Source organism: Dysgonomonas sp. UBA7710, from assembly GCF_002482385.1.
Lineage (GTDB): Bacteria > Bacteroidota > Bacteroidia > Bacteroidales > Dysgonomonadaceae > Dysgonomonas.
This window is the reverse complement of the sequence record NZ_DLFW01000023.1, coordinates 135,227-161,630: the sequence shown is the minus strand read 5'-3', so window position 1 is coordinate 161,630 and position 26,404 is coordinate 135,227. Positions and strand designations below refer to the sequence as shown.

The 26,404-nt window shown below is 40.3% G+C and carries 11 protein-coding genes and 1 pseudogene; 6 read left to right on the top strand and 6 right to left on the bottom strand.

Annotation, left to right across the window (positions count from 1 at the left end; all coding sequences use genetic code 11):
• Window positions 1-27 precede the first annotated feature (27 nt).
• From B3317_RS07785 to B3317_RS07775, 3 genes are all read right to left on the bottom strand, one after another.
• Window positions 28-2,232 carry a beta-glucosidase gene (locus B3317_RS07785; RefSeq protein WP_291110344.1) on the bottom strand — a complete coding sequence of 735 codons (2,205 nt, stop codon included), beginning with the start codon at window positions 2,230-2,232 and terminating at the stop codon, window positions 28-30.
• 739 nt (window positions 2,233-2,971) lie between these two features.
• A complete protein-coding gene (locus B3317_RS07780) occupies window positions 2,972-5,329 on the bottom strand; it encodes a glycoside hydrolase family 95 protein (protein ID WP_291110342.1) in 2,358 nt (785 codons plus the stop codon).
• 148 nt (window positions 5,330-5,477) lie between these two features.
• Window positions 5,478-9,593 (bottom strand): hybrid sensor histidine kinase/response regulator, encoded by a 4,116-nt coding sequence (locus B3317_RS07775; RefSeq protein WP_291110340.1) that lies wholly within the window; start codon window positions 9,591-9,593, stop codon window positions 5,478-5,480.
• A gap of 210 nt (window positions 9,594-9,803) precedes the next feature.
• Between B3317_RS07775 and B3317_RS07770 the strand changes: the two genes are divergently transcribed.
• The 6 genes from B3317_RS07770 (at window position 9,804) to B3317_RS07745 (ending at window position 23,536) form a co-directional block, all read left to right on the top strand.
• Window positions 9,804-12,638, top strand: coding sequence for a TIM-barrel domain-containing protein (locus B3317_RS07770; RefSeq protein ID WP_291110339.1), 2,835 nt, complete (start codon window positions 9,804-9,806; stop codon window positions 12,636-12,638).
• A 55-nt stretch (window positions 12,639-12,693) separates the two neighbouring features.
• Window positions 12,694-15,813: a SusC/RagA family TonB-linked outer membrane protein gene (locus B3317_RS07765; protein ID WP_291110337.1), complete on the top strand. Its 3,120-nt coding sequence runs from the start codon at window positions 12,694-12,696 to the stop codon at window positions 15,811-15,813.
• A gap of 13 nt (window positions 15,814-15,826) precedes the next feature.
• Window positions 15,827-17,470 carry a RagB/SusD family nutrient uptake outer membrane protein gene (locus tag B3317_RS07760; RefSeq protein ID WP_291110335.1) on the top strand — a complete coding sequence of 548 codons (1,644 nt, stop codon included), beginning with the start codon at window positions 15,827-15,829 and terminating at the stop codon, window positions 17,468-17,470.
• A 56-nt stretch (window positions 17,471-17,526) separates the two neighbouring features.
• Window positions 17,527-19,338, top strand: coding sequence for a hypothetical protein (locus B3317_RS07755; protein WP_291110333.1), 1,812 nt, complete (start codon window positions 17,527-17,529; stop codon window positions 19,336-19,338).
• An 88-nt stretch (window positions 19,339-19,426) separates the two neighbouring features.
• On the top strand, window positions 19,427-20,899 hold the full coding sequence (locus B3317_RS07750) for a cellulase family glycosylhydrolase (protein WP_291110331.1): 1,473 nt from the start codon (window positions 19,427-19,429) through the stop codon (window positions 20,897-20,899).
• Window positions 20,900-21,034: 135 nt separating this feature from the next.
• A complete protein-coding gene (locus B3317_RS07745; protein ID WP_291110329.1) occupies window positions 21,035-23,536 on the top strand; it encodes a sugar-binding domain-containing protein in 2,502 nt (833 codons plus the stop codon).
• Between the two features lie 30 nt (window positions 23,537-23,566).
• Here the strand turns inward: B3317_RS07745 and B3317_RS07740 are convergent.
• The 3 genes and pseudogenes from B3317_RS07740 to B3317_RS07730 form a co-directional block, all read right to left on the bottom strand.
• Window positions 23,567-23,851 (bottom strand): annotated as a pseudogene (locus tag B3317_RS07740) (DUF5009 domain-containing protein); the annotation flags it as partial.
• A gap of 58 nt (window positions 23,852-23,909) precedes the next feature.
• Window positions 23,910-25,745, bottom strand: a complete 1,836-nt coding sequence (locus B3317_RS07735) for an FAD-dependent oxidoreductase (protein ID WP_291110327.1) — start codon at window positions 25,743-25,745, stop codon at window positions 23,910-23,912.
• Window positions 25,738-26,403, bottom strand: a complete 666-nt coding sequence (locus B3317_RS07730) for a GDSL-type esterase/lipase family protein (protein WP_291110325.1) — start codon at window positions 26,401-26,403, stop codon at window positions 25,738-25,740. Before B3317_RS07730 ends, B3317_RS07735 begins: the two co-directional genes overlap by 8 nt.
• Window position 26,404: the final 1 nt, after the last annotated feature.

Below are 26,404 nucleotides of genomic sequence, written 5' to 3'. Positions count from 1 at the left end.
CGTTCAGCATGACAAGACGAATATTAGTTATTTAATCTGAACAGTTACAGAACTTTTCACATCGGCAGACGATGCCGCACAATGCAGTGTAAATTTATCCGGTTCTACTACCCAACTGTGGGTTTTATCATCGAAGAAGGCCAGATCTTTCACCGGAACAGATAGTTCTACGGTTTTACTTTCACCTGCATTAAGATACACTTTTTTGAATGCCTTCAGTTCTTTGGCAGGGCGTTCCAGCGATGGTTTTGCCTGCGAGGCATATATCTGTACTGATTCTGCACCGGCTACACTTCCGCTATTGGAAAGAGTAAAAGAAACTTTTATGACATCATCTTTTCCATATTCTTTCTTGTCGGCGGATACTTTCCCATATTCGAACGTAGTATATGACAATCCGTATCCAAACGGGAATAATGCAGGTATCTTCTTCGTATCGTGCCAGCGATAACCTACCAGTATATCTTCTTTATATATCTGTGTGATACTGTCGCCCGGATATGAAACCGTACCGAATGACATCGCTCCGTTGTCTTCCAGTTTTGCTGGAATACTGAAAGGCAGTTTACCCGACGGATTTATATCACCTGCTATTATATTCGCTGTCGCATTACCCGCTTCTGAACCAAGATACCAAGACTGCATCAATGCGGGTACTTTATCCAGCCATGGCATTGCCACGGCATTACCGCTGACAATAACGACACCCGTATTCTTATTCACTTTCAGCAAGTCTTCTATCAATTCGTTTTGTCCGAAAGGAAGGTCGTAAGTGATGCGGTCGGCCCCTTCACAATCCTGCTGATAATTTTTGTTCAGCCCGCCGAAGAAAAGAACTACATCGGCATCCTTAACTAATGCCAGAGCTTCACGTTTCAAAGAATCGGCATTATATGGGGACGGAACAAAATTATCATATACTGTGGGTCCGGAACCGTAGCCCATTGTGTAGAATACTTTATCTTTACCATATTTATTTATCAGTCCTTCGAGTGGTGAAACTTCTTTTTTAACTTTCAGTTCCGACGAACCACCTCCCACAGTAAGGGAACGTGTAGCATTTTCGCCGATCACCACAATTTTATTGTATCTGCCTTTTGAAACAGGGAAAAAATTGTTGGTATTTTTCATCAAAACAATACCTTCTTCGGCTACTTTACGGCTCACCTCGGCGTGTTCCTTTGTAGCAAAGCTGCCAAACGGACGTTTCCTGTCCATATTAGTCCGGAATGTCAGGCGAAGCACACGGCGTACTTTATCATCGAGAGTAGACATCGGCAATTCACCGCTTTTCAGCATCTTCAGATAAGGCTGGGCCAGATAATAATTATCGTATGCGAAACTCTCGCCCCAAGTCAAGCCGTTTGTCCATGTTCCCATTTCCACATCCAGTCCGTAGAGAGCGGCTTCTTTCGTATCGTGGGCACTACCCCAGTCTGTTACAACAATGCCATCGTAGCCCCACTCACCTTTTAATATCTTATTAATCAATATCTCATGGTGGCTACAATACTGTCCTCTGAACTTGTTATACGAGCCCATTACAGACCATACTCCACCCTCCTGAACTCCGGCCTTAAATGCAGGTAAATAAATTTCATATAATGCCCTGTCACTTACTTCTACATCAATAACATTACGCCATACTTCCTGATTATTCAGCGCAAAATGTTTTAAGCATGCCGACACTCCATTCTTCTGTACACCTTTAATATAGGGCACCACCATTTTAGAAGCCAGATACGGGTCTTCACCCAGATATTCGAAGTTACGCCCGTTCATCGGAGTGCGGTAAATATTCACACCCGGTCCTAATAGTATATCTTTTTTCCTGTAACGGGCCTCTTCACCTATAGCATTCCCGTATAATGATGATAATTCCGGATTGAAAGTCGCTGCAAGACATGTCAGTGCGGGAAAAGCCGTGCACGAATCGTTTGTCCATCCGGCATGCGCCCATGTATCCCAATCTATTTCCATACGCACGCCATGAGGACCGTCGCTCATCCACAATTCAGGAATACCCAAACGGGGAACACCCGGTGTACTGAATTTCGATTGTGCATGGATGAAAGCAATTTTTTCTTCAAGAGTCATGCGCGATAAGGCATCCTCTATCCGGGTCTCTATAGGTTTACTATCGTCCAGATAAACCGGAGTAGCGTTTATTTGTGCCTTCACACTATTGATTAAGAAAAGGCCAAGCAAACCACAAATAAATGTTTTTTTCATGTTATCTTATAATTATTATGTTTTTTACTAATTATGGGAATCAGAGGTTAAAACAGTTTTCAGTCAATAGATAACGGTCAACAATAATACCTCACTTAGTTGTAGCTTTTCCAAAAAGTTACAAAAGTTACATATTTTACAATCTTTTCTACTTGTTACCTTTTCCCATTCTTGTCAGGTATGTACTTGTGCCTTCCCGCTAGCTGCTATGCGGGTACCCACGAGGGATTCTCCCTGCATAAAATGTAAAAAAAGTAACACAGAAAGCAATTAATAATTAAGAATGAAAAATTAATATTTAGCTTGTCATGCTGAGCAGAGCGAAGCATCTCGCCAGTCATCAGGGAACAACTTGTGTCTCCTTACTATTCATTATTCATTTTCAACGTTCAACTCAAAAAGTAACATCTCTATATTTACGAATCTCTTTTTTTAACAATATACATCGTGTAACCTTTATTTATTTAACCTCTGTTTGCATTATATTGTTAAAAGGTAACAGATGTAACACTTTTCAGTCAAGAGTCAACAGTAATCAGTTAATAACTCGTTTCTTGTATCTTGTTTACTCGTGTCTATTTACCTAAAACTTATTACTTGTAAAAGGTAACAAAAGTAACACCTTTCTATCGTTTTTCTTATTGCATCCTTTCTGTCCGATAACACGCTTGCTATCTGCCTTGTATAGATAAAATCATATAGAAAAGTTACAGTCCTTTCAACTGCTGATTCTCATTCATTATGGAAATTTTGATATTCTAATTATTTCTCCTTTTTCCAGATGAAGGAATAATTTACCATTCTCTGTTTTATAGTTCTTTGTCCCTGATATACCCATTTTATCATCAGCGAGTTTAAAAACAAATGTATTTGCTGTCCGGGCAATGAAATCAACATCAGTAACTTTTCCATTTTTCCATGCAAAAGATACTTCCCCTCCCCCTCTCACTTTCAGACCTTTCACACTGCCGTCTTTCCATTCTCCGGGAATAGAAGGTAACAACTCAATATATCCGGCATGGCTCTGTACGAGCATTTCGGCTATACCCGCGCAACCTCCAAAATTACCATCTATCTGCATTGGCGGATGTGCACTGAAAAGGTTTGGATATGTACCATGTCCTTTACCTGCGGGTTTCAGCAGATCACCAATTAATTTATATGTACGGTCGCCATCTTTGAGCCGTGCCCAGAAGTTTATCTTCCATGCCATCGACCAGCCGGTAGACTCGTCCCCCCGGCGTTCAAGCGTTTTTTTAGCGGCTTCCATTAATTCCGGTGTTTTTTCGTATGTCAGTTCATAACCGGGATGCAAGCCATAGAGTTGCGATACATGGCGGTGATGTATTTCTGCTTCCTCATAGTCGTTGAGCCACTCCATTATCTGCCCGTATTTACCAATAGTGGTAGGCGCCAACCTTTGCTTTTTTGTTTCTATGGCTTTTATCCATTGTTTATCTGTATTCAGGATTTTTGCGGCTTGGGATACATTCGTAAAAAGTTCCCGCACAATCTGGTTATCCATTGTAGAACCTGCGCAAACGCTCAGTACATCGCCAGATTCAGTTATATAAGTATTTTCAGGAGAAGTGGTAGGTGCTGTTACCAGATAACCGTTATTCGGATCTTCGACCAGCATATTTTCGAAGAATAGAGCTGCACCTTTCATTGTTGGATATACCGATTCCAGATATTTCACATCCTGTGTATAGAGGTAATGTTCCCATAAATGCCGGCACATCCAGGCCCCTGAAGTATTGGTGGCCCCCCAGGAAGGGCTTTCGCCCGGAGAAGTAAAGCCCCATACATTACCCAGTATATGAGTTACCCAGCCATCGCTGTTATAATATACTTTCGCGGTTTTATGTCCGGGCTCTGTTAATGATTTCACATATTCGATTGTAGGAAGATGTAACTCGGAGAGATTACAAACTTCGGCAGGCCAAAGATTCATTTGCAGATTTATATTCAGATGGTAATCTCCATTCCATGGCGTATGTATTTGCGGTGCCCATAGTCCCTGCAGGTTTGGAGGCAGTCCTCCTTCACGTGTAGATGAGATAAGCAGATAGCGTCCGTATTGCATATACAAGGCGACCAAATCGTAATCGGTGCGGTCATTTACAAAAGCTTCAAGCCTCCTGTTTATAGGTAAATCCGAATTTTTATTTTTGCCTAATGTAAGGTCTACACGGTTAAACAGGTTTTGATATTTTTCGATATGTTTTTGTTTCCGGGTTTTGTAGTCTCCTTTTAATTTATTTAATAGATCAGCTGCCAGCTTTTCCTGTTCTACCCCATTATAGTTAGTTGCAAGAGATATGGAAAGAGTGACCTCATCAGCATTTTTGATTTCTATATCCCCGGCATTGGTAAAGAGGTCTCCTCCCTCATTCTCTACTTTTACCATTCCCAGATATTTCATACCCTCTTTGCCTTCGCCTGCTGACAATTTTCCAAATATGTATAGAACCGGGCCACTCGTATATGTTTCATAGTTTTCGTCACGGCCAAGCGAGATACGCATACTCAATGATTCCGGTTTATCGGCAGTATATCTGGCTATTCCTATATCATCTGTAAAGGAGGTAAAATATTCTCTCGTGTATTTAATACTCCCTTTAGTATAGGATACATCAGACAAGGCATTATTCAGATCCAATGTGCGTTTATAGTCAACCGTGCCGGAAGCATCCGGATAGGTAAAGTCAATATATAGATTACCAAAATTTTCAAATTTACCATAATCTGCACCACTACTGCCTTCACCCTTACATGTAAAGGTTTTGTACATTAATTCCTGCGCTTCACGATTTTTATTTTCGAAAAGGAGTTTTCTTATTTCGCCCAGATATTTATAAGCGTCGGGGTTGTCGGCATCCTGTTTGTTCCCTGACCAAAGGGAAATTTCATTCAATACAATACGTTCCCTGTCTATCCCGCCCCACGGCATCATGCCAATACGGCCATTACCCAACGGAATAGATTCCTCCCAAATAGAAGCCGGTTCAGTGAAATAATATTTCCATATGTTTTGCGAAAAGAGTGTGATGCCGGAATAGAGAATACAGCTTATAGCCAATAATATTTTTTTCATGGAATCAGTGTTTTTACAATAAACAAATTTACTGTTTTTATTGTACTCTATCCCATTCCTAATGTTTCTATTTTGGGAATGCCATCATTCCCCGAAGGGGGTAATATGTCTCTTAAAAGGGGGTAAAATGTTTACACGGTTATCTAAATTACTTAGATTCGTTCTTCTTATACTCATTAGGCGTCACCCCGAATTCTTCCTTGAAATATTTACGGAAATACTTCGGATCATTGAATCCTACCTGGAAAGCAATCTCATTAACAAACATCTGGCTCTTTTCGAGTAAATCGGCCGCCCGCTTCAAACGGATGAAGCGGATAAATTCGGACGGGGTTTTATCTGTCAGAGCAAGAGTCTTTTTATAGAAATATACACGGCTCATACCCATTTCTTTGCACAAATCCTCGACCAGAAAATCGGCATTCCCTATATTCTGTTCGACTATCGCTATTGCCTTTTGTACAAATTTCTCATCCATAGAGGTTATCTCGATATCACTCGGTGCTACATCGATCTTTTTCTTAAAACTGCTTTGCAACTTCTTTTGTTTCTCTATTATCTTAGCTATTTTCAGTGTCAGCATATCTATATTGAAAGGCTTGGCTATATAGTCGTCAGCTCCGGCTTCTATACCCGAATAGCGGTTCTCTTCCGACGACTTGGCCGTAAGCAATATAATAGGAATATGGGATGTGCGTATATCTCCCTTTACCTGCCTGCAAAATTCGTAACCATCCATTTTTGGCATCATCACATCGCAAAGTATAATCTCGGGTAGCTGATCGAGTACGATACGCAGGCCTTCTTCACCATCATTGGCCGTAACTATATTGTAATTATCTATGAACAAGCCGGTTATAAATTCACAAAAATCTTCATTATCATCTACAATCAGCAATAATGGTAAATTTGCCCGCTGAACAGATTTTATCTCATTCTTACCTATTTCTGCATCTTCGGAATCGCCCGAATGTATAACATCCTGACTACTCAGTTCTTTATATGTAGGATTGTTGATAGGCAATAGAACAGTAAAAACAGAACCTTTATCCACTGTACTTTCCACCTCTATTTCTCCTCCGTGCAATTTCACATATTCACTCACCAGATGCAGACCGACACCTGTTCCTGACGGAGTGTTCTTATCGGCTTTTTCTATCCTGAAAAAACGCTCGAAAATTTTATCGAGGTATTCGGGCTCCATTCCAACCCCTGTATCTGATATCCTGATATTCAATTGCTTCGAAATAGCATTTTCACTATTCTGCATCAATTCGGATACACCTATACTTACATCTATATGTCCTTCTTCTGTATATTTAAAAGCATTGGAAATGAGGTTAGTAATTATCTTATTCATCTTTTCTTTATCAAATTCCATCTGCAACTCTTGCAAATAAGTTGTGAAAGTCAATTTTATAGACTTCTCTGCGGCAAGGGAAGAAAAAGACTGACAAATATCCTTTGTAAATTCAATAATATTGCCACGTGATATATTGAGGTTCATTTTATTCAGGTCAAACTTTCTGAAATCGAGAATTTCATTTACCATTTGCAGTAAGCTCTGTGCATTTTTATGCATAATATTCATAGTAGCTTTTTGCTCGTCCGATGCGGGAGATTTCATTAATTTCTCCAGTGGGGTAAGAATGAGTGTCAACGGGGTTTTAAACTCATGGCTTATATTGGTAAAGAATTTAAATTTGAGTTCATCCACTTCATGTATTTTATTGGCTTCGAGAATCTTCTGTGCCTGTTCATACTCTTCTCTTTGCTTATTCAGCTTATATTTAAGGAAAAAGCGAATTATAGCCGCAACCACAATAATGTAAACAATATACGCCCACCATGACAGCCAGAACGGAGGCTGTACTTCTATCTTCAATACAATGGGTTCTGCAGACCATATATTATCATCATTGCTCGCGTATACTATAAGTTTATAAGTACCTGCATTCAGATTGGAATATGAAGCTGCCCCAATGCCGTTTGTTATTTCTGTCCATTTATTATCAAGCCCCTCAAGCATATATTTATATTTATTTTTTTCCGGATGAATAAAATTAAGTGCTGAAAACAGGATTGTAAAATTCGTTTCTCCGTAATGCAAGGTTATTTCATTAATGTCTGTGATAGATTTCTCAATAATAACCCGTCCGTCATACTCTACGTTGGGTTTTATCACCTGATTGGTAATTAACAAATCCGTAAAGCGGGCCTTAGGAACATTCTTGTTAAAAACGATTTCCCTAGGGTTAAAAGCAACATAACCATTTGTGCTTCCTATATATATAATACCGTCTTTATCCTTAAATATGGCATTACGATTACAAACAGAACTTGGCAAGCCATCCTTTACGTCAAAATAAGTAATTGTATAATTAAAACCCTTATCAGAAAAATCACAATATATACATGCTAACCCATTGCGTGTACCAGCCCAAACATTTCCGTCATTGTCCTCTACAAGTGATACAACTTCATCACTCGGTAAACCATTACTCGCCATTATATAATAGAATTGATGCCTGTGAGGATCATAAATATTAATACCTTTGTCGGTAGCTATCCAAACCAATCCTTTTGAATCGACAAACTGATAATTGATAGTAATATTGGTCAAGGAATCCAAAAGCTTGTTTTCAGGAAAGTATGCGGTAATCTCTTTCTTATCTTTGTCAATATAATTAAGCCCCCTGTCGGTACTTAGGTAAATATTCTTCACCGGGTCTGCAAACATGGACAGAACATAGTCCGAAAGCATCTTGCTATTTCTTAAATTATGATGGGTAAAAATACGGCGACTAGCATCCAGCTTATCAGTTCCACCACCTAAAGTAGCTATCCACAAGTTATTTTCATTATCTTCGGCTAAACCGAATACACTCTTACTGGACAATGAATTAGGATTATCTTCATCCACCTGATATCTCTTAAATTCTCTGCCATTATAGGCATTCAACCCTCCAAGGAATGTACCTATCCACAGAATCTGAGCATGATCTTCGAACACTGAGGTAATTATATCAGACGATATGCTGCCGGCATCATTAGGATTATAACGGAATGTTTGTATACTTCCTGTAGCATCATTGTATTTTACAAGCCCCCGGCCATTTGTACCTATCCATAAATCCCCATTTTTATTTTTATACAGACTATTACAATCGAAGGTTTCTGCATTCTTATTAAATGTATAAAATAAAGGCGACTTCTTAAACTTGAATAAGTTAGGATGATAATATGATATTCCGTTTTTGTATGTCCCCACCCACACAGTACCATCTGCCTCACAGAAAATACTTATTATAGAATTCTGGCTGATGGAGTTATTATTGTATATATCATTCTTTACTACTGTTATTTCTTTTTTCTTTTTATTATAGATATTAACCCCACCATGGTCTGTACCGATCCATATAGAACCGCTGGCATCCTGTCCGACACATCTGACAAAACTGCTCGACAGGGCAACTTTACTTTTTGTATCTAGGAGTGTCCATTGCTTTTCTTTCAGACTGAAATAAGCCACACCTCTGTCATCTATACTGGGATATATCCACAGATCGTTGTCAGAATCAATATAGATAGATTTCAGAATTGTAGAATTCTGATAATTCTCTTTGAAGAATGTATTACGGATATCCACTTTGCCTGTTTGTACATTCAGCCGTTCTACAAGCCCATTGCTATGGAGTACCCAGATATAACTTCCTTTAATCTTAATATCTGCTATTCCTGATTGATCCAGTGTATTAATATCTGATGATTGCGGAAAAACCGTTACCTGCTGTGTAGCAATATCGTATCTGAATATTCCTCTATCAGGATAAGCGATATAAAAATCTTTCTTATCATCTATTTCAATTATAGAGGGGCCCGGTTCCAGCCCCATTTTATGTAATAAAGAATCAACATTGTTGATAAATGATTCTGTTCTCCAATTGTAAACGATATAACTGCTTTCTTTAAGCCATAGATTACCATCGACATCTTCCTGTATATCTATAATCCTGTCATATAACGGGCTATTTGCATCGTTTTTTATATTTGTATAAACTTTAAAATTTACACCATCGTACCTGTTCAATCCCATATTGGTACCAAACCACATAAACCCGCGACTATCTCTGAATAAAGATTCAACCTGATTATTAGATAAGCCATTTGTATTATTGAGGTGCGAAAACTCGAATTGCTGGGCGTAGATATTACATACAGATATAAAATAAATAAGTATAGGAAATAATATAGATTTCTTCATAAGTAATTAGGATCAGGTAGGTTCTTCTCATACAAATTTATATAAAATTATATGACACAATGTACTATGTTACCATTTAAATACCACTTTGGAAACATTTAACCCCCTACATATTTTTTTAGGCACTTTCTTTAAGAACATTTAAGAAAACCTGTTTAAACCACTTATCCTAATTTTGTTTATAAGAAATCTAAACATAAAATAATTACCATGAAAAAAATTCAACTCGTACTTGCGAGCCTTTTGTCAGTATTTTTACTCACCAGCTGCCAAAGCGGACCTTACAAGAAAACAAACGATGGGGTAATAGTAACATTAAAGACGGAAAACGCTAGCTCTACAAAACATGTCAGGTTACAAATAATCAATGATGACATCATCCGTGTATCGGCAACACCGGCGAGCAATTTCACTGAAAACAAGAGTCTTATTACAATCTATGATAAAACAAAAACTGAGGGCTGGGATGTTTCGGAACAAAATGGAAATGTTATTCTAAAAACAGCTACTACCGTTGCTTCTGTATCCCTGACTACAGGCGAAGTATCATTCTCCGATATTAACGGAAATTTAATCCTTGCCGAGAACAAGGGTGGAGGTAAAACATTCTCCGATATAGAGGTAGAAGGTAAAAAAGCCTATACCATGCAGCAGGTATTCGAGTCGCCTGCCGATGAGGCATTCTACGGACTGGGACAACATCAGGCTGATGAATACAATTATAAAGGAAAGAATGAAGTCCTTTTTCAATATAATACAAAGGTATCCGTTCCTTTTGTCTTGTCGAGTAAGAATTACGGTATACTATGGGACAACTACTCTCTTTCCAAGTTTGGTGACCCGCGCGACTATGCAGACTTAGATCAGTTTAAACTATACGATAAAACAGGTAAAGAAGGCGGACTTACTGCAACATATCTGATCGATGGCGATGCCAAACAGGTATTTATAGAAAGAAGCGAATCTGGAATAGATTATGAAAATCTGGAAACAATAAAGAAATTCCCGAAAGATTTTCCTTTCCATAATGCCCGTATCACTTGGGAAGGAGAAGTAGAAGCCAAAGAAACAGGCAAATATTATTTTATACTTTATTATGCAGGTTACACCACTATATATATGGACGGTGAGGTTATTGTACCCGAAAGATGGCGTACAGCATGGAACCCTAACAGTTATAAATTCACAGTGGATATGAAAGCTGGTGAAAAACGCAAATTGAAACTGGACTGGAAACCTGACGGCGGTATATCGTATATAGGACTGAAGGCATTAAGTCCAAGACCGGAAGAAGAACAAAGCAAACTATCGCTATGGTCCGAAATGGGCGATCAGATAGATTACTATTTCATTCGCGGAGACAATGCCGATGATGTTATAAAAGGATATCGTACAATCACAGGAAAATCTCAGGTAATGCCTAAATGGGCAATGGGATTCTGGCAGAGCCGCGAACGTTATAAAACTCAGGATGAATTACTGGATGCAGTAAAAGAGTACCGCAAACGTAATATTCCACTGGATAATATTGTTCTCGACTGGTCTTACTGGCCTCAGGATGCATGGGGAAGCCACGATTTCGATCCGGCACGCTTTCCTGACCCTAAGGGCATGGTAGACAGCGTACATGCAATGGATGCACGCATTATGATATCGGTATGGCCTAAATTCTACTATACAACAGATAATTACAAGGCTTTCGACGAAAAAGGATGGATGTACAACCGCGCGGTGAAAGACAGCATACGCGACTGGATAGGCAAAGGCTATATAGCCGGATTCTATGACGCATACAGCGAAGGAGCACGCAAATTGTTCTGGAGCCAAATGAATGACAAACTCTATTCGAAAGGTATAGACGCCTGGTGGATGGATGCTTCCGAACCGGATATCTTGTCGAATGCAAGTCTCCAATACCGCAAAGAACTGAGTACACCTAATGCTTTGGGTTCATCGACAGAATATTTCAATGCATACGCGCTGGCAAATGCAATGGCTATATACGACGGCCAGCGTTCAGTAAAGCCGAACGACCGTGTATTCCTGCTTACCCGCTCAGGCTTTGCAGGTACGCAACGCTATTCTACGGCAACATGGAGCGGCGATATAGGTACACGCTGGGAAGATATGAAAGCTCAGATATCTGCGGGACTTAATTTTGCCATGTCGGGTATCCCGTACTGGACAATGGATATAGGCGGCTTCTGTGTTGAGAAACGTTACGAAGTGGCGAAAGAAGGCTCGGAAGACCTTAAAGAATGGAGGGAACTGAATACCCGTTGGTTCCAGTTTGGTGCATTCTGCCCGTTGTTCCGCAGTCATGGACAGTATCCCACCCGCGAAATATACAACCTTGCACCGGAGAGCCATCCTGCATACAAAAGCATGGTTTACTATACCAAACTCCGCTACCAGATGATGCCATATATCTATTCATTGGCGGGAATGACGTATTTCAACGACTATACAATCATGCGGGCTTTGGTTATGGATTTCGGAAGAGATATAAATACCCATAATATAAGCGATCAGTATATGTTTGGGCCTGATATAATGGTATGCCCCGTATATAATTATAAAGCCACATCGCGTAATGCATACTTCCCTACCAATACCAATTGGTACGATTTCGAATCAAATAAGCATATTGCAGGAGGGCAAACACTGAATATTTCCGCTCCATACGAACGCATCCCTCTCTATGTAAAAGAAGGGGCGATTCTACCGATGGGTAAAGATATACAAACGACCAAGGAAATACAGAAAGATATTACTCTGAAAGTTTATACGGGAGCAAACGGAGAATTTACACTCTATGAAGATGAAGGCGTAAATTATAACTACGAAAAAGATGCATACTCGACCATCAAATTCACATACGACGAAGCCTCTAAAACACTTTCTATAGGCGATACAAAAGGCGAATATGAAGGCATGCCTAAGGATAGGACATTCCGTGTGGAATGGATTACTAAAGATGGTAAAACATCTGTTTCGGAAGTGAAATATACCGGAAAAGCAAATGAAATAAAAATGGCACAATAAATATCCAGATATGAGAAACAAAACAATATTCAATGTTTACTAAACCACTAATACAATGAATTTAAGAATGACAACCTCACCTAAAAACGCAAGTCTCCTTAACTTGCAGAGAGCATGCCTGATATTAATTATCAGCTTGTTCTCAGTAACCGGAATTTATGCTCAATCGGTGCATGAAATAACCGGAACGGTCACATCTCTTGGCGAACCCCTTGCCGGGGCATCGGTAATCGAGGTAGGGACTACAAACGGTACAATAACCGATTTGGATGGTAAGTTTTCCCTTACCGTTAAAGATAACGCAAAAATTGAAATATCTTTCATCGGGTTCAAACCCAAAACAGTCACTGTTGGTACTGAAACAGTATTCAATATCGAACTGGAAGAAGAGATCAACTTACTGAATGAAGTCATAGCCATCGGTTATGGTGTACAGAAAAAGAAATTGAACACCGGCGCCACTATACAGGTAAAAGGCGATGAACTGGCAAAAATGAACACGACAAATGCACTTCAGGCTTTACAGGGAAAAACCCCGGGTGTACAGATCACCTCCACATCGGGCCAACCCGGTGAAAGTCTGAAAGTACGCATCCGCGGCTTGGGAACTGTTGCAGATGCATCACCTCTATTTGTTGTTGACGGGATATTGACTAACGACATTACTTATCTAAACAACAGCGACATAGAGTCTATCGATGTACTTAAAGATGCTGCTTCGGCCGCTATCTACGGTTCGCAGGCAGCAAACGGAGTCGTGCTGATAACAACGAAGACTGGTAAGACCGGAGCAAAAGCACAAATCACGTTCGATGCATATTATGGTGTTCAGCAAGCTGCCAGAAAAGCAAAGTTACTTAACTCGCAGCAGTATGCAACAATAATGAACGAGGCTGCTATAAACTCAGGTAAAAGCGCATATTTTACCAATGATGAAATAGCCAATATGGGAACAGGTACCAACTGGATAGATGAAATGCTGGTAGATGATGCTATCACCCAAAACTATTCCCTTGGAGCTTCAGGAGGATCGGCCGCATCTGTATGGTCAATGTCACTGTCATATACCGGACAGGAAGGTATAGTAGGCGGTAAAGACCTGTCTAACTATGAACGTTATAACTTTCGCGTCAATACAGAACATAATCTGTATGACAATAAAGTAAGGCTTGGTCAGCATCTCACGTTCTCTTACAGTAAGAAAAATGGTATACAAGTGGGTAACCAATACAACAATACGTTGAGAGCAGCCTTCAATACCAGCCCGTTCGTACCGATGTACGACGAAAACGGAAATTTCTGGAACAATAGTAATTCCGACTGGTACAACGGTGAAGCCAATCCTTATGCACAGATGGTATATAACAATCAGAACAAGAGTAATACTCAGAAACTCGTAGGGGATGTATATCTTGAACTGGAACCTATCAAAAATCTGAAATTCAGAACAACATTGGGTATCGACTATTTTGCTTCCGAAAGTAATTCATACAAACCCATTTACAGACTGTCTTTATATGCTTTCAACGATCACACAGTGGCCACTCAGTCTATGAATAAAGGCCGGACATACAATTGGGATAACTTATTAGGCTATAATTTCAAAGTGAATGAAGATCACGACTTTGGAGCCATGTTAGGTTCATCTATGAGTCAATATTCGGGGACATGGCTAAACGGGAGTAATGTAGATCTGATCTTCAACAGCCTGAACCATGCCTATTTGTCAAATGCAACCAATACTTTAAGCAATCTGTTGAGCCTTGGAGGTAATAAAGATGCTGACATCAAAAAACTTTCATATTTTGGTCGTTTGAATTACAATTATAAAGAAACTTATCTGATAAACGCAACATTCCGCGCTGATGGTTCATCAAACTTTGCCAGTGGTAACCGTTTTGGATATTTCCCTTCTATTTCTACAGGTTGGATTATGAGTAATGAGTCATTTATGGAACGAACCAAAAACTGGATGGATTACTTCAAGCTAAGAGCCAGCTGGGGACAGGTAGGTAACCAGAATGTATCGGCATTCCAATATCTGGCTATGATCAATCAGCAGAATGTAAACTATATTTTCGGCAATACTGAGGGGGTACTTACCCCGGGTGCTAATCCTGACAATCTCTCCAATCCCGATTTAAGCTGGGAAACATCAGAGCAATTTAATCTCGGATTCGACGCACGTTTTATTAACGGGAAAATGAATGTAAACTTCGACTGGTACAATAAAAAGACCAAAGACTGGATCATCAGCGTTCCTGTACTGGCGACCGCAGGTGTAAGCTCTAAGTATATAAACGGAGGAGATGTTACCAATAAAGGTGTGGAACTAGGTGTATCATTCAGCGATAACATCGGTGGATTGGAATATACAATCGGAGCCAATGGTGCTTATAACAAAAATACTGTAGGCCAGATTCCTACCGAAGGCGGAATTATTAATGGTCTTACAAATATGCTCTACGACAATGCGACCGAATTCTATCGCGCACAAAACGGTGAGCCAATCGGATTCTTCTGGGGATACAAAACAGCCGGAATTTTTCAAAATGAAGCCGACGTTCAAAACTATAAATCGAACGGAAAAGTTCTTCAACCGGATGCTCAGCCGGGAGACGTAAAGTATGTCGATGTTAATGGGGACGGTGTTATCGACACCAACGATAAGGGAAATATAGGTGATCCGAATCCTGATTTTACATTCGGGTTCAATATCAATCTTGCCTATAAGAATTTCGATTTCGCCCTCAACGCAAGTGGAATGGCAGGGAATGATATTGTACAATCGTACAGAAACATTGCGAATCGCTTCTCTAATTATACAACATCTGTATTCGATCGCTGGCACGGTGAGGGTACATCCAACTCTATGCCACGCGTAACAGAAGATAATAAAAACTGGACAAATTTCTCCGACTTGTATATACACGATGGCAGTTTCCTCAGAATAAGCAATATTACATTGGGATATGATTTTGCCAAACTGATAAAATCAAAATATATAAGCTCACTGAGACTCTACGGACAAATACAGAACTTGTACACATTTACCCATTATGATGGCATGGACCCGGAAATAGGATATGGTGTAGACAGTTTCTCATCGGGTATCGACCTTGGATATTATCCTCGTCCCCGTACTTATTTGTTTGGTGTTAATATTAAATTCTAAAAACCGGAAAACAATGAAAAAAGTAAAGATATATTTATTAGCTGGAATCGCCATTTTATTTAATGCTTGTGGCGATGGCTTCCTCGATGTAGAACCGAACAAACAGACAGAGGAAAACTTCTACAAAACAACCGATGACGCATGGAAAGCTCTGGTTGGCTGTTACGACGGATTACAAACTGTATGGTCAGACGGAGTCAGTTTCCCCGTTGCTTCAGAAGTATTTTCTGACAATGCATTCGGTGGAACAGGTGCTTCCGACGGATTAGGCTACCAGATGCTGGACGAGTTCGATAAATCGCGTTCTCCATCCGATGCTCAAATTTTCGATGCCAACTGGAAAGCATATTATAGAGCTATGCTGAGATGTAATATGCTCATCAGTAAAGAAGATCAGATAGAATGGGGCAGCAACGAAACATTGAGAAAGACATATATGTCCGAAGCCCGTTTCATCCGTGCATATCTTTATTTCGATATGGTACGCCTTTGGGGAAATATTCCTTTACTCACAACACCTACTACCGACAACGTACCACAGGCTGCAGCTGATGAGGTGTACAAACTGATAGCAGAAGATCTGACTTATGCCTGCGAAAATATGCCGGCAAAACCCTGGAGCGCTTCTGATGTTGCCACTAATGGAGGGCGTGTAACCAAATATGCAGCTGAAGCGCTGATGGCGAGAGTGTTTTTATATTATACAGGATATTATGGAAAAACAGATTTAGCCGGTATTACACAATCTACTGTACTAGCATACCTTGAAGATATTATCGCAAACGGAAATTACGGATTAGTTGAAAATTTTGCCGATTTGTGGCCTGTATCTTCAGTTGTAAAAAATGAAGAAGAAGATAATGTAAACGGCAAAATCAATTATGTAGGAGAAGATAACAAAGAAACCGTTTTCGGCATCAAATATACATGGACCAGCGACTATAATGGCAATACCGATGGTAACCACTGGATGATAATGACCGGAATCCGCTCATTCGACGTCTATCCTTATGCACAGGGTTGGGGCGCATGTCCAGTAGACCCTAAGCTGTGGAGTGCATTCAAATCAGGTGATACTCGTCAGGCTGTTTCGATAGCTTCGATTAAGGATGAAGGACTGAAACTTTCTGCAAAACAGATACAGGACCAACGTGAATATACTGGCTACTATGTAAAGAAATATATGCCGATGTCGATGTACAATGATAAAGGAGAACTGCAAGATGCTGCGATCATAAACGGTGCCGTTAATAATATGATAGGACAGTATCAGGATTATGTATCCATCCGTTATGCCGATGTATTGCTTATGGCGGCCGAACTTGGCAGTCCGAATGCACAGGATTATATGGATATGATAATGGAACGCGCATTTGGTGATTCATTCACACAGGTATATGCAACAAAAGCAAATATACTGGAGCAACGCCGTTTGGAATTTGTGGGTGAAGGTATCCGTTACTGGGATTTACTTCGCCAAGGCATCGATGTAGCTGCCCAAGCAATAGCAACTACAACTGAAGTACAAAACGGAGGGGTAAAGACTACGAAAAAAATTGAGGCAGATAAAATCAGAGCCACTAAAGGATTACAACAAATACCGCAGAGCGAAATCGACTTATCGAATGGTGTGCTGGTACAAAATGCAGGATGGTAATAAGGTCGCAGACCTATTTATTACCGTGTTAATACATAAAAAATAATAAGTATATTATGAAAAATAATTTGAGACTATTATATACATTGTTGGGACTGGTATTCCTCTTTGCATACTGTACCCCAGACAAATACGAGATGGGTGCAAACATCTCTAAAGATGAACTGAAATACACGATATTACAGAATCCCGAAGATCCGAATATGATTATCATGGAGAGCCTTAATACGGGATTTACCCCTACATGGTCTACCCCATACGGGAAATCGATACGGGTAAAGGATACTCTCTACATCGCTTTTCCGGGAACATATACATTTCAATACGGTGTGTTGAGCGGTGGAGGTATAGTAGAGGCCGATGCCATAAATATTACCATCACAACCACAAACCTCAGCTATGTAGACGATCCCCTATGGACGGCGCTTTGCGGAGGTGTGGATAATGAAAAAACATGGATACTGGATACCGGTAAATACGGACTGGCTTCGGGACCTATGGGATATGCCGATCCGTCTGCTACCCAGGAATATGAAAACTTCACTCCAAACTGGGAACCGGGCGATGTGGGACAAACAGAGGCCGATTTAGCCGCAACTATGACTTTCAGCCTCAAAGGCGGGCCATACCTTACTACAGTGAAACCCAACGAATCGGGTGGCAATGAAAGCGGCACCTACTTCCTGAATGCATCTACCCATACTCTGACAACATCTAATGCATCGGTTATTCGTCTGGCCTCATTCATTGATAATGCATCTAATTGGACTTCAAACATTAAAATACTTCGTCTTAACGAAAATCAGATGAGACTGGCCATTATGCGTACAAACTCGGAAGGCCCATGGTACTACATTTTCAACTATGTATCCAAAACATATGCAGACAATTATGTACCGGAAGATGTTCCTGATCCTAATTTCAATTTTGGCGACCAATCGGAGATATTATCTGTTACATCCTCCAAAACATGGGTTGTGGACACAAATACTCCTTTCAACTGGTCTGACCTCAACGGTAACCTGATGAACGACTGGAACAGTATAGAAGATTATCCTGACTGGACAGGCTATAATGCCGCGGCTGCTGCTAATATTGCCGGATGTGCCATCACATTTACAAAAGACGGAAAGGTAACAATTAGGGAGAATGATGGTACAGAAACAGAAGGCACATATACCAACAAGCAAAGTACAAATACGATAACATTCAAAGATGCTATTCCTAATTTCCCTGTTGTAGGCTGGGTTAATATATCCACTACTGCTACCAACCAATGGAAGATTGTAAAAATAGAACATGATGTCATGGGTAGCGTTAGCGGTATATGGTTTGGTAACAGAGATGCTAACGAACCTCAGTATATGGTATATCACTTTATAGTAGGTAATACTGGTAACGAAGTGGATGTGAACAAGGCCATGAAAAAAGCCTTATGCGGAACAGGTTCAAAAACATTCAAAATAGATACAAACTGGCCGGTAGACTGGACAAACCTCAAAGGAGAAGGAGGATGGACTGTCGCCGGGACTCAGGATGGATGGTATTGGGATGCAACGACAATTGCTTCTGCACAAAACGCGTCAATAACATTCACACAAAATGCTGATGGTAGCGTCACTTTCTCCAAAACACAGGGCGGTGCAACAACTACCTCACCATGTGTCCTGGATGCCGAAAACATGACAGTAACCATATCAGAGACAGGCTTACCGGCTTTCGAAGGAGCAGGCTCATGGCTACCTGTAACAGGCCCTACATACAAATGGATAAGAGGTACTTTCACCAATGTAGATACTGATGGATTCTGGTTGGGAGTGAAGTCAAAAGAGGATGAATATACAGCATATCATTATATTCTTAAATAATAGTTGAAACTATCCCGGGATATTTGTTTTAGGTATTCCGGGTAAGTTTCCCTTTTCTTGTAAACATAAAAACGAAATTTCTGACAACATGAGAATATTCAAATATACATTGATCCTACTATGTTCGCTTTTATTTTTCTGGGCATGCGGTGATGACGATGATCCGGTAACGGAACCATCCATAGAGGCTTCCATTTCGGCTACGCCTACCTCCTACCCATTCGAGGCTGATGGCGGCACTGCCAAAATGGAGATAACATCGAACACTGTCTGGAAAATAGACTTTCCGGCCGACTCATGGGTAAAACCTTCAATACAGACAGCAAAAGGCAATGCTTCGGTAACAATAACGGCAGAAGCAAATGATGTAGAAGAACCTCGCTCCGCCACATTCATCTTGTCTGCTATAGGTGCAGAAAATATTACGATTACGCTAACACAGGCCGCAAAAACGCCTGATCCCGTGATACCGGATTATATAGATCCTGACAAAACAGGAATGGATAGTGATGCCCCCGCATTAGCGGCAAAGATGAAAATAGGATGGAATCTGGGAAACTCACTTGAAGCAACAGACGGTACTTCGGCAGGAGAAACAACCTGGGGTAATGCCAAAACATCGAAAAAGCTGATAGACGGAGTGAAAGCCGCCGGATTCAATACCGTGCGCATACCATGTGCTTGGAACGCTTATATCGAAGACCAGACCACATATAAAATAAAAGATTCGTGGCTGGCACGCGTAAAAGAAGTTGTAGACTACTGTGTGGATAACAACATGTACGCAATTATCAATATACACTGGGACGGCGGATGGCTCGAAGAAAATCCGACATACAACAAACAAGAGGAAGTGAACAAAAAACAGAAAGCTCTGTGGAAACAAATTGCTATCTATTTCCGCGACTATGACGAGCATTTGTTATTTGCAGGAACTAATGAGGTACATGCAGGATATGGTACACCTACGGCAGAGAATATTGAAGTACAATTGTCATACAATCAGACGTTCATAGATGCTGTACGTGCCACAGGCGGACGAAATGCATGGCGTAATCTGGTTGTGCAGGCTTACAATACAAATATAGATCTGGCCGTAAGTTCCCTGAAAATGTCGACAGATGCCACAGTAAATCGTATGATGGCTGAAGTTCACTATTACGATCCTTACGAATTCTGCCTGAGAGAAGACAATTCCGTATTCTTGTGGGGAAAAGATTTCACAGGGACAGGTACAGCTTCATGGGGACAGGAAGACTGGGCCGATTCTCAGTTTGCCAAAATGAAAACAAATTTCGTAGACAAAGGTATCCCCGTAATACTGGGTGAATATGCAGCAACGCTAAGAGCATCACTTCCTGCTGCGGATTATGCCAATCATATCAAAGCACGAAATTACTATTTGAATTACATAACAAAAGCGGCATTGCTAAACGGTATGGTGCCCGTCTACTGGGATAGTGGTATCACAGGCGATAAAGCTTCAGGCCTTTTCGACAGGGCTACCGGAGAGCAAGTACATACTGATGCAATCAGTGCTATTATAGATGCAGGGAATTAAATACATTTTAGGTTTTTAGGGCGAAGGTTTTTAAGGATTTTTTGAATTATAATAGTTCAAAAAAAGTAGAGGCCGGAATTCAATCCGGCCTTTATTCTCTTTGCTCCCGATTATCTGGATCGAATTATGCAAATTATGAAAAGATATTACATACTCCTTATTATAAGCACAATCTTATTTTCATGTACTACACAGGATAAAGTGAGGGATAATACCGATTTTACAGAAAATTGGAAGTTCTGTCTGGGAGACGATTCTCTGGCATATAATATCCAATATGACGACTCAAAATGGAGAACATTGAATCTCCCTCACGACTGGAGTATAGAAGCTGATTTTTCGGCAAATAATCCGTCCACTCCCGGTGGCGGTGCTTTGCCCGGAGGCATAGGCTGGTATAGAAAAGAATTCACAATAGACAAATCGAATGAAAATAAAAGCTTCTATATTGATTTCGATGGTATCTACTGGAACAGTAAAGTCTGGATAAACGGCCACCTATTAGGTGAAAGGCCCAATGGATATATATCGTTCCGTTACGATCTCACTCCATATATAAAGTCCGGTGAAAAGAATGTTATTGCAGTACGGGTAGATAATTCCCAACAGCCAAATTCCCGTTGGTACTCGGGTTCGGGCATATATCGTAATGTATGGCTGTTAACGGTTAATCCTGTACATGTAGATCACTGGGGTACTTATGTTACAACACCTCTCGTTTCTGAGGAAAAAGCCGAAATAAAAATCGTCACTAATATCCGCAACACGGAAACAACATCCCAAAATGCAGATATCTATTCCATACTTGTTGATGCAAAAGGAAGAGAACTTACACAAACAAACCGGAAGATAGCAATAACAGCACAAAGCAATGGGGAAACAGAACAGTCTATAAATATTGATAACCCCATTCTCTGGTCTGTAGAAAATCCATATTTATATAAAATCATCACACAGATAAAACAGAATGGTAAAATTGTAGATGAATACGAAACACCGGTCGGTATACGCTACTTTTCATTCGACGCAGAGAAAGGTTTTTTTCTGAACGGGAAATCCGTCAAAATAAAAGGCGTATGTAATCATCACGATCTCGGTTGTTTGGGAGCAGCTGTAAATACGCGTGCTATAGAACGACAACTGGAAATATTGAAAGAGATGGGCTGTAACGGTATTCGCACGGCACACAATCCTCCTGCCCCTGAACTGCTTGACCTTTGCGACAAAATGGGATTTATTGTGATGGACGAAACTTTTGACATGTGGCGAAAGAAAAAATCACCCTATGACTATTCTCAATACTTTCCCGAGTGGCACGAAAGAGATTTGACGGACCTCATTCTACGGGACAGAAATCATCCTTCTATATTCATGTGGTGCATAGGCAATGAAGTACTGGAACAATGGTCGCATATCAATGCCGACACATTAGATCTGCAACAAGCAAACATGATGCTAAACTTCGCTAACACACTAGACAAGAAAAATGTAAATCCGAAAGAATTACATATAAATTCATTACTGACTGTTAAGTTAGCTGATATAGTAAGGAAACTAGACCCTACCCGACCGATAACCACGGGTAATAATGAAACCGAACCGTCTAATCATGTACTTCGTTCAGGAGCAATGGATATTATCGGATTCAATTACCATGAATACAATTGGATTGATTTTCATGAAAAGTTTCCTAACCAGAAATTAATTATTACAGAATCTACCTCGGCTCTGATGTCACGTGGATACTACCAAATGCCCTCCGATAGCATGAACATATGGCCCGAACGATGGGATAAACCTTTCGACAGGCCCATACACCACTGCTCGTCATACGACAATTGCCATGTACCATGGGGAACAACACATGAAGATACATGGCGACTGGTGAAAAAATATGACCATATATCGGGTGTATATTTATGGACGGGATTCGATTATCTGGGCGAACCGACTCCATTCTGGTGGCCTTCGCGCAGTTCTTATTTCGGTATCATCGACCTGGCTGGTTTCCGAAAAGATATATACTATATGTATCAGAGTGAATGGACTGATAAGAACGTGTTGCATATATTCCCTCACTGGAACTGGCAGGAAGGGCAGGTAGTCGATGTATGGGCATACTACAACAATGCCGATGAAGTAGAATTATTTCTGAACGGAAAATCGTTAGGAAAAAAATCGAAAATAGAAGATCAATTCCATGTATTCTGGCGGGTGCCATACAAAAAAGGCGTATTAAAAGCCATCTCCTATAAAAATGGTAGAGAAGTTATGACAAAAGAAGTCAAAACAACAGGAGAAGCGGTAAACATCAGGCTCACTGCCGACAGGCAAACAATCAAGGCCGACGGCAAAGACCTGTCATTCGTAACTGTTGAAATACTGGATACAGAAGGAAATGCAATACCTATAGCTGATAACCTGATAGACTTCAGTATTGAAGGAAATGGTATCATTGCCGGAACGGATAATGGAGACCCCACCGACTCTAATTCACTGAAAAAGCCTTCGCGTAAATTATTCAGCGGAAAAGCACTCGTTGTTGTACAATCGGGTAAAGAAGGAGGGAATATAATGTTAAAAGCGAAATCGTCAGGATTCAAGGATGTATCTATAGAGATAAAGACTTTTAAATAAAGGGGGTAAATTAATAGAGCCGATCCTTATAATACTTCTTTTCTGTCCGGCGTATATCAGTTTCAATTTAGACTCCCCTTTTTCTATGCTCTTCCTGATAGAAAAAGGCAATGCTGAACCCATAGCAAACACGAAAAAGGGGAAGGCTAAATCGGCCCATGTTATACCCGGTGCTGCGGGATAGAATACATGGGTTGGAGGAAGTATCTGTGCATGATACATCCATCCGGGCAGGATGCCGCAGACTACGGCTCCCGACAAAACCATTGTCACAATGGCATATCCTCTCAGTGCATATGGCCTGTCGTTATCCATCCTTTTGTTGAATTTATCTTAGTATGCCACCGTTGCACATATCTGTTTCAACCTCGTTTCACATATTCTTATTCATTTTATAATGTCCATCAAATCCTACTTCTTTGCCGAAAGGATTGAGCAATGTATCCAATATCCTTGCCAGTTCACGTTTTGTAACAGATTTGGTTGAATATACTTTTCCATCGGTTTTGCCCTGTCCCGTAATCCGGTAAATATATTTAACGGCTGCATCTTCGGTAAGCAGTTTATTATCATCTACAATTTCCGATTCAGGGTCGAAAGAATTAAGCCCTTTTGTAAATTCAGCAACTGTGATTGCTGTATCCGGATAGAACCATGTGCGGTTTGCCCAGCCAAATGGCTCACCTGTTGTCTTTAATATTCCGGTCGCACTGACTTTTTGTATCGCTTCAAAGTCAGGGTCGGACGGCAGAATATCATATAAAGGCATGATGTATGCCTTTCTCTCCAGCAAGACAGATTGGACATTTCTTACCGATACCCCGCGTGGTTGTTTATTCTCTTTTACAGATAATGCCGCCAGAATTCCGGCAGCCTGTCCGGTAAGCAGGATTACAGGTTGCAGACGGGTAGAACCATTGATGAGGTTTGATACAGAAATAGCCTTATCCGACACTATCAGGCCATCGACAGTCTCAGGAATAAGAGACCCTAGCGGAATGTTAAATGATGGAACGGGATCGAAACCTATTTTAGGAGCTTCGGGATTTTTTCCGTGATGATGATCGACCGGATAATCACCTACCGATATGCCTGTCCTGTATAATAATTCCTTTTGATCGTATGGATTTTCAACATGGTTGAAAGTTAGGAAAGACAATCCTTTAAGTCTGCGCCCTTCCCTATGATATGGTTTATATGCTAATTTGTCCGATGTATCAAATTCATCATCAGCTAATCCCAGATGTTTGAATCCTAACTCATTCTGTATATAATATATAAAACAGAGCGTATGTTCTTTCGCTTTTTGGAGTTCTTTTTCCTGTTCTTTGCGAGGCAGTTCTATTACGTTAAGATAAATATCGTTGCCGAATTTAGGCCAGTTAATCATATACTTGTTATTCGGCATTTTTCCATAATCGAGCATTCGCCGGCAGTCGATTTGTATCGAATCGACAGTTTCTTTGCAACAACCATGGAAAATTTCCGGATTATAACCTTGGGGCTTAGGGATTGTTTTATTTGTTCCTTCTCCGTAATCTTTCAGTATCGCAACCCAGGTCAGATCCTGTACGATACCGTTTGATTGCTCAGGAGCGCCCTTTTCTCCGGTCTCATTCTTTGAATCCATTCCCAGCCTATAATCAGCTTTCGCCATTTTCAGGCTTTCGCCAATGTCAGTAGCATCGATTGTAATTTTGGCATGTATAATCAGTCTTTCATTTTTGCTATTACTGAAAACTGCACCTTTCACGATATTTCCTTCTTTCAGTATATCATCCAGAAAATAACCATAAAGTATCGTCAAATCTTTTTCGGTCGCAGCCATCGATTTGAAAATACTGTCACCTACATGGGGCTCGAATAACGTATTGCTCACCCAGCCTGTCCATACACCGCCAATACCTCCATATCTGTTGCGAAGTTTTTCTCTGAACTCATTCCATATACCCGAATGTAAATTGTGGTTCCCGTCGCAGGCTCCAACACCCTGAGCTGTAAACATACCCCCGAGCCACGGGCTTTCTTCTACTATAAGTGTTTTAACACCTTCTCTAGCAGAAGATATCCCTGCAGACGTGCCACTGGTGGTACCACCGATAACCAGAACATCAGTAGTGATTTCCTTCGTGCTTTGTATATTTTTACACGATATCAGGGAAACTGAAAATATCAGGGTAAAAAATAAAATAAGTGATGCTTTATTCATTGATGTATGGTTTTAGCAATGTAGCCCAAATCAAGTATCCTTTTTCATTCAGATGAATGCCGTCCGTAGTATAACCGGCATCAAGATATCCATCTTCCAATAAACCTGAATGAATATCGATATATTTTAGCCGGTGCTTTTTTGCTATTTCTTTAATAAGTTCATTAAATTCTTTTATTGTGCCGTTCTTATCTTTTAAGAATACACTACCGGGATTTACAATATCGTTGACTGGCAATAAGCTTTCAAGATATATACGGCAACGGGGTTGCTCCCTCGATATTAAATTTATAATTGTATCGTACCGGATTTCAAATTCCTCTTTCGTTATATTATGAAACAGAATATCATTAATTCCGGCTGTAATAAACATTTTAGAGGGCTTGTTTTTTAATATATCGGGTAACCGGTCAATCATACCGCATAAAATATCGCCACCGATTCCTCTGTTCAATATCTTCTTTCCGGGAAAATATTCCCACCACAAACCTCGCTCGGTAAGGCTGTTTCCAAGCATTACAATTGCTCCGTTTACTTTTGGAATGCTTTCCTGTTGTGCCCGCTTGTTGTCATAATAATCATTTCTGAAATCAGGCTTTTGCTGTGCAAAGGCATTTACTGCAATCAAGGACAAGATTATATATACAAAATATTTCATA

Coding starts and splice junctions, on each gene's coding strand:
- B3317_RS07755 (WP_291110333.1), top strand. CDS start 17,527: ATGAAAAATAATTTGAGACTATTATATACATTGTTGGGACTGGTATTC.
- B3317_RS07745 (WP_291110329.1), top strand. CDS start 21,035: ATGAAAAGATATTACATACTCCTTATTATAAGCACAATCTTATTTTCA.
- B3317_RS07730 (WP_291110325.1), bottom strand. CDS start 26,403: ATGAAATATTTTGTATATATAATCTTGTCCTTGATTGCAGTAAATGCC.
- B3317_RS07750 (WP_291110331.1), top strand. CDS start 19,427: ATGAGAATATTCAAATATACATTGATCCTACTATGTTCGCTTTTATTT.
- B3317_RS07785 (WP_291110344.1), bottom strand. CDS start 2,232: ATGAAAAAAACATTTATTTGTGGTTTGCTTGGCCTTTTCTTAATCAAT.
- B3317_RS07775 (WP_291110340.1), bottom strand. CDS start 9,593: ATGAAGAAATCTATATTATTTCCTATACTTATTTATTTTATATCTGTA.
- B3317_RS07770 (WP_291110339.1), top strand. CDS start 9,804: ATGAAAAAAATTCAACTCGTACTTGCGAGCCTTTTGTCAGTATTTTTA.
- B3317_RS07760 (WP_291110335.1), top strand. CDS start 15,827: ATGAAAAAAGTAAAGATATATTTATTAGCTGGAATCGCCATTTTATTT.
- B3317_RS07765 (WP_291110337.1), top strand. CDS start 12,694: ATGAATTTAAGAATGACAACCTCACCTAAAAACGCAAGTCTCCTTAAC.
- B3317_RS07735 (WP_291110327.1), bottom strand. CDS start 25,745: ATGAATAAAGCATCACTTATTTTATTTTTTACCCTGATATTTTCAGTT.
- B3317_RS07780 (WP_291110342.1), bottom strand. CDS start 5,329: ATGAAAAAAATATTATTGGCTATAAGCTGTATTCTCTATTCCGGCATC.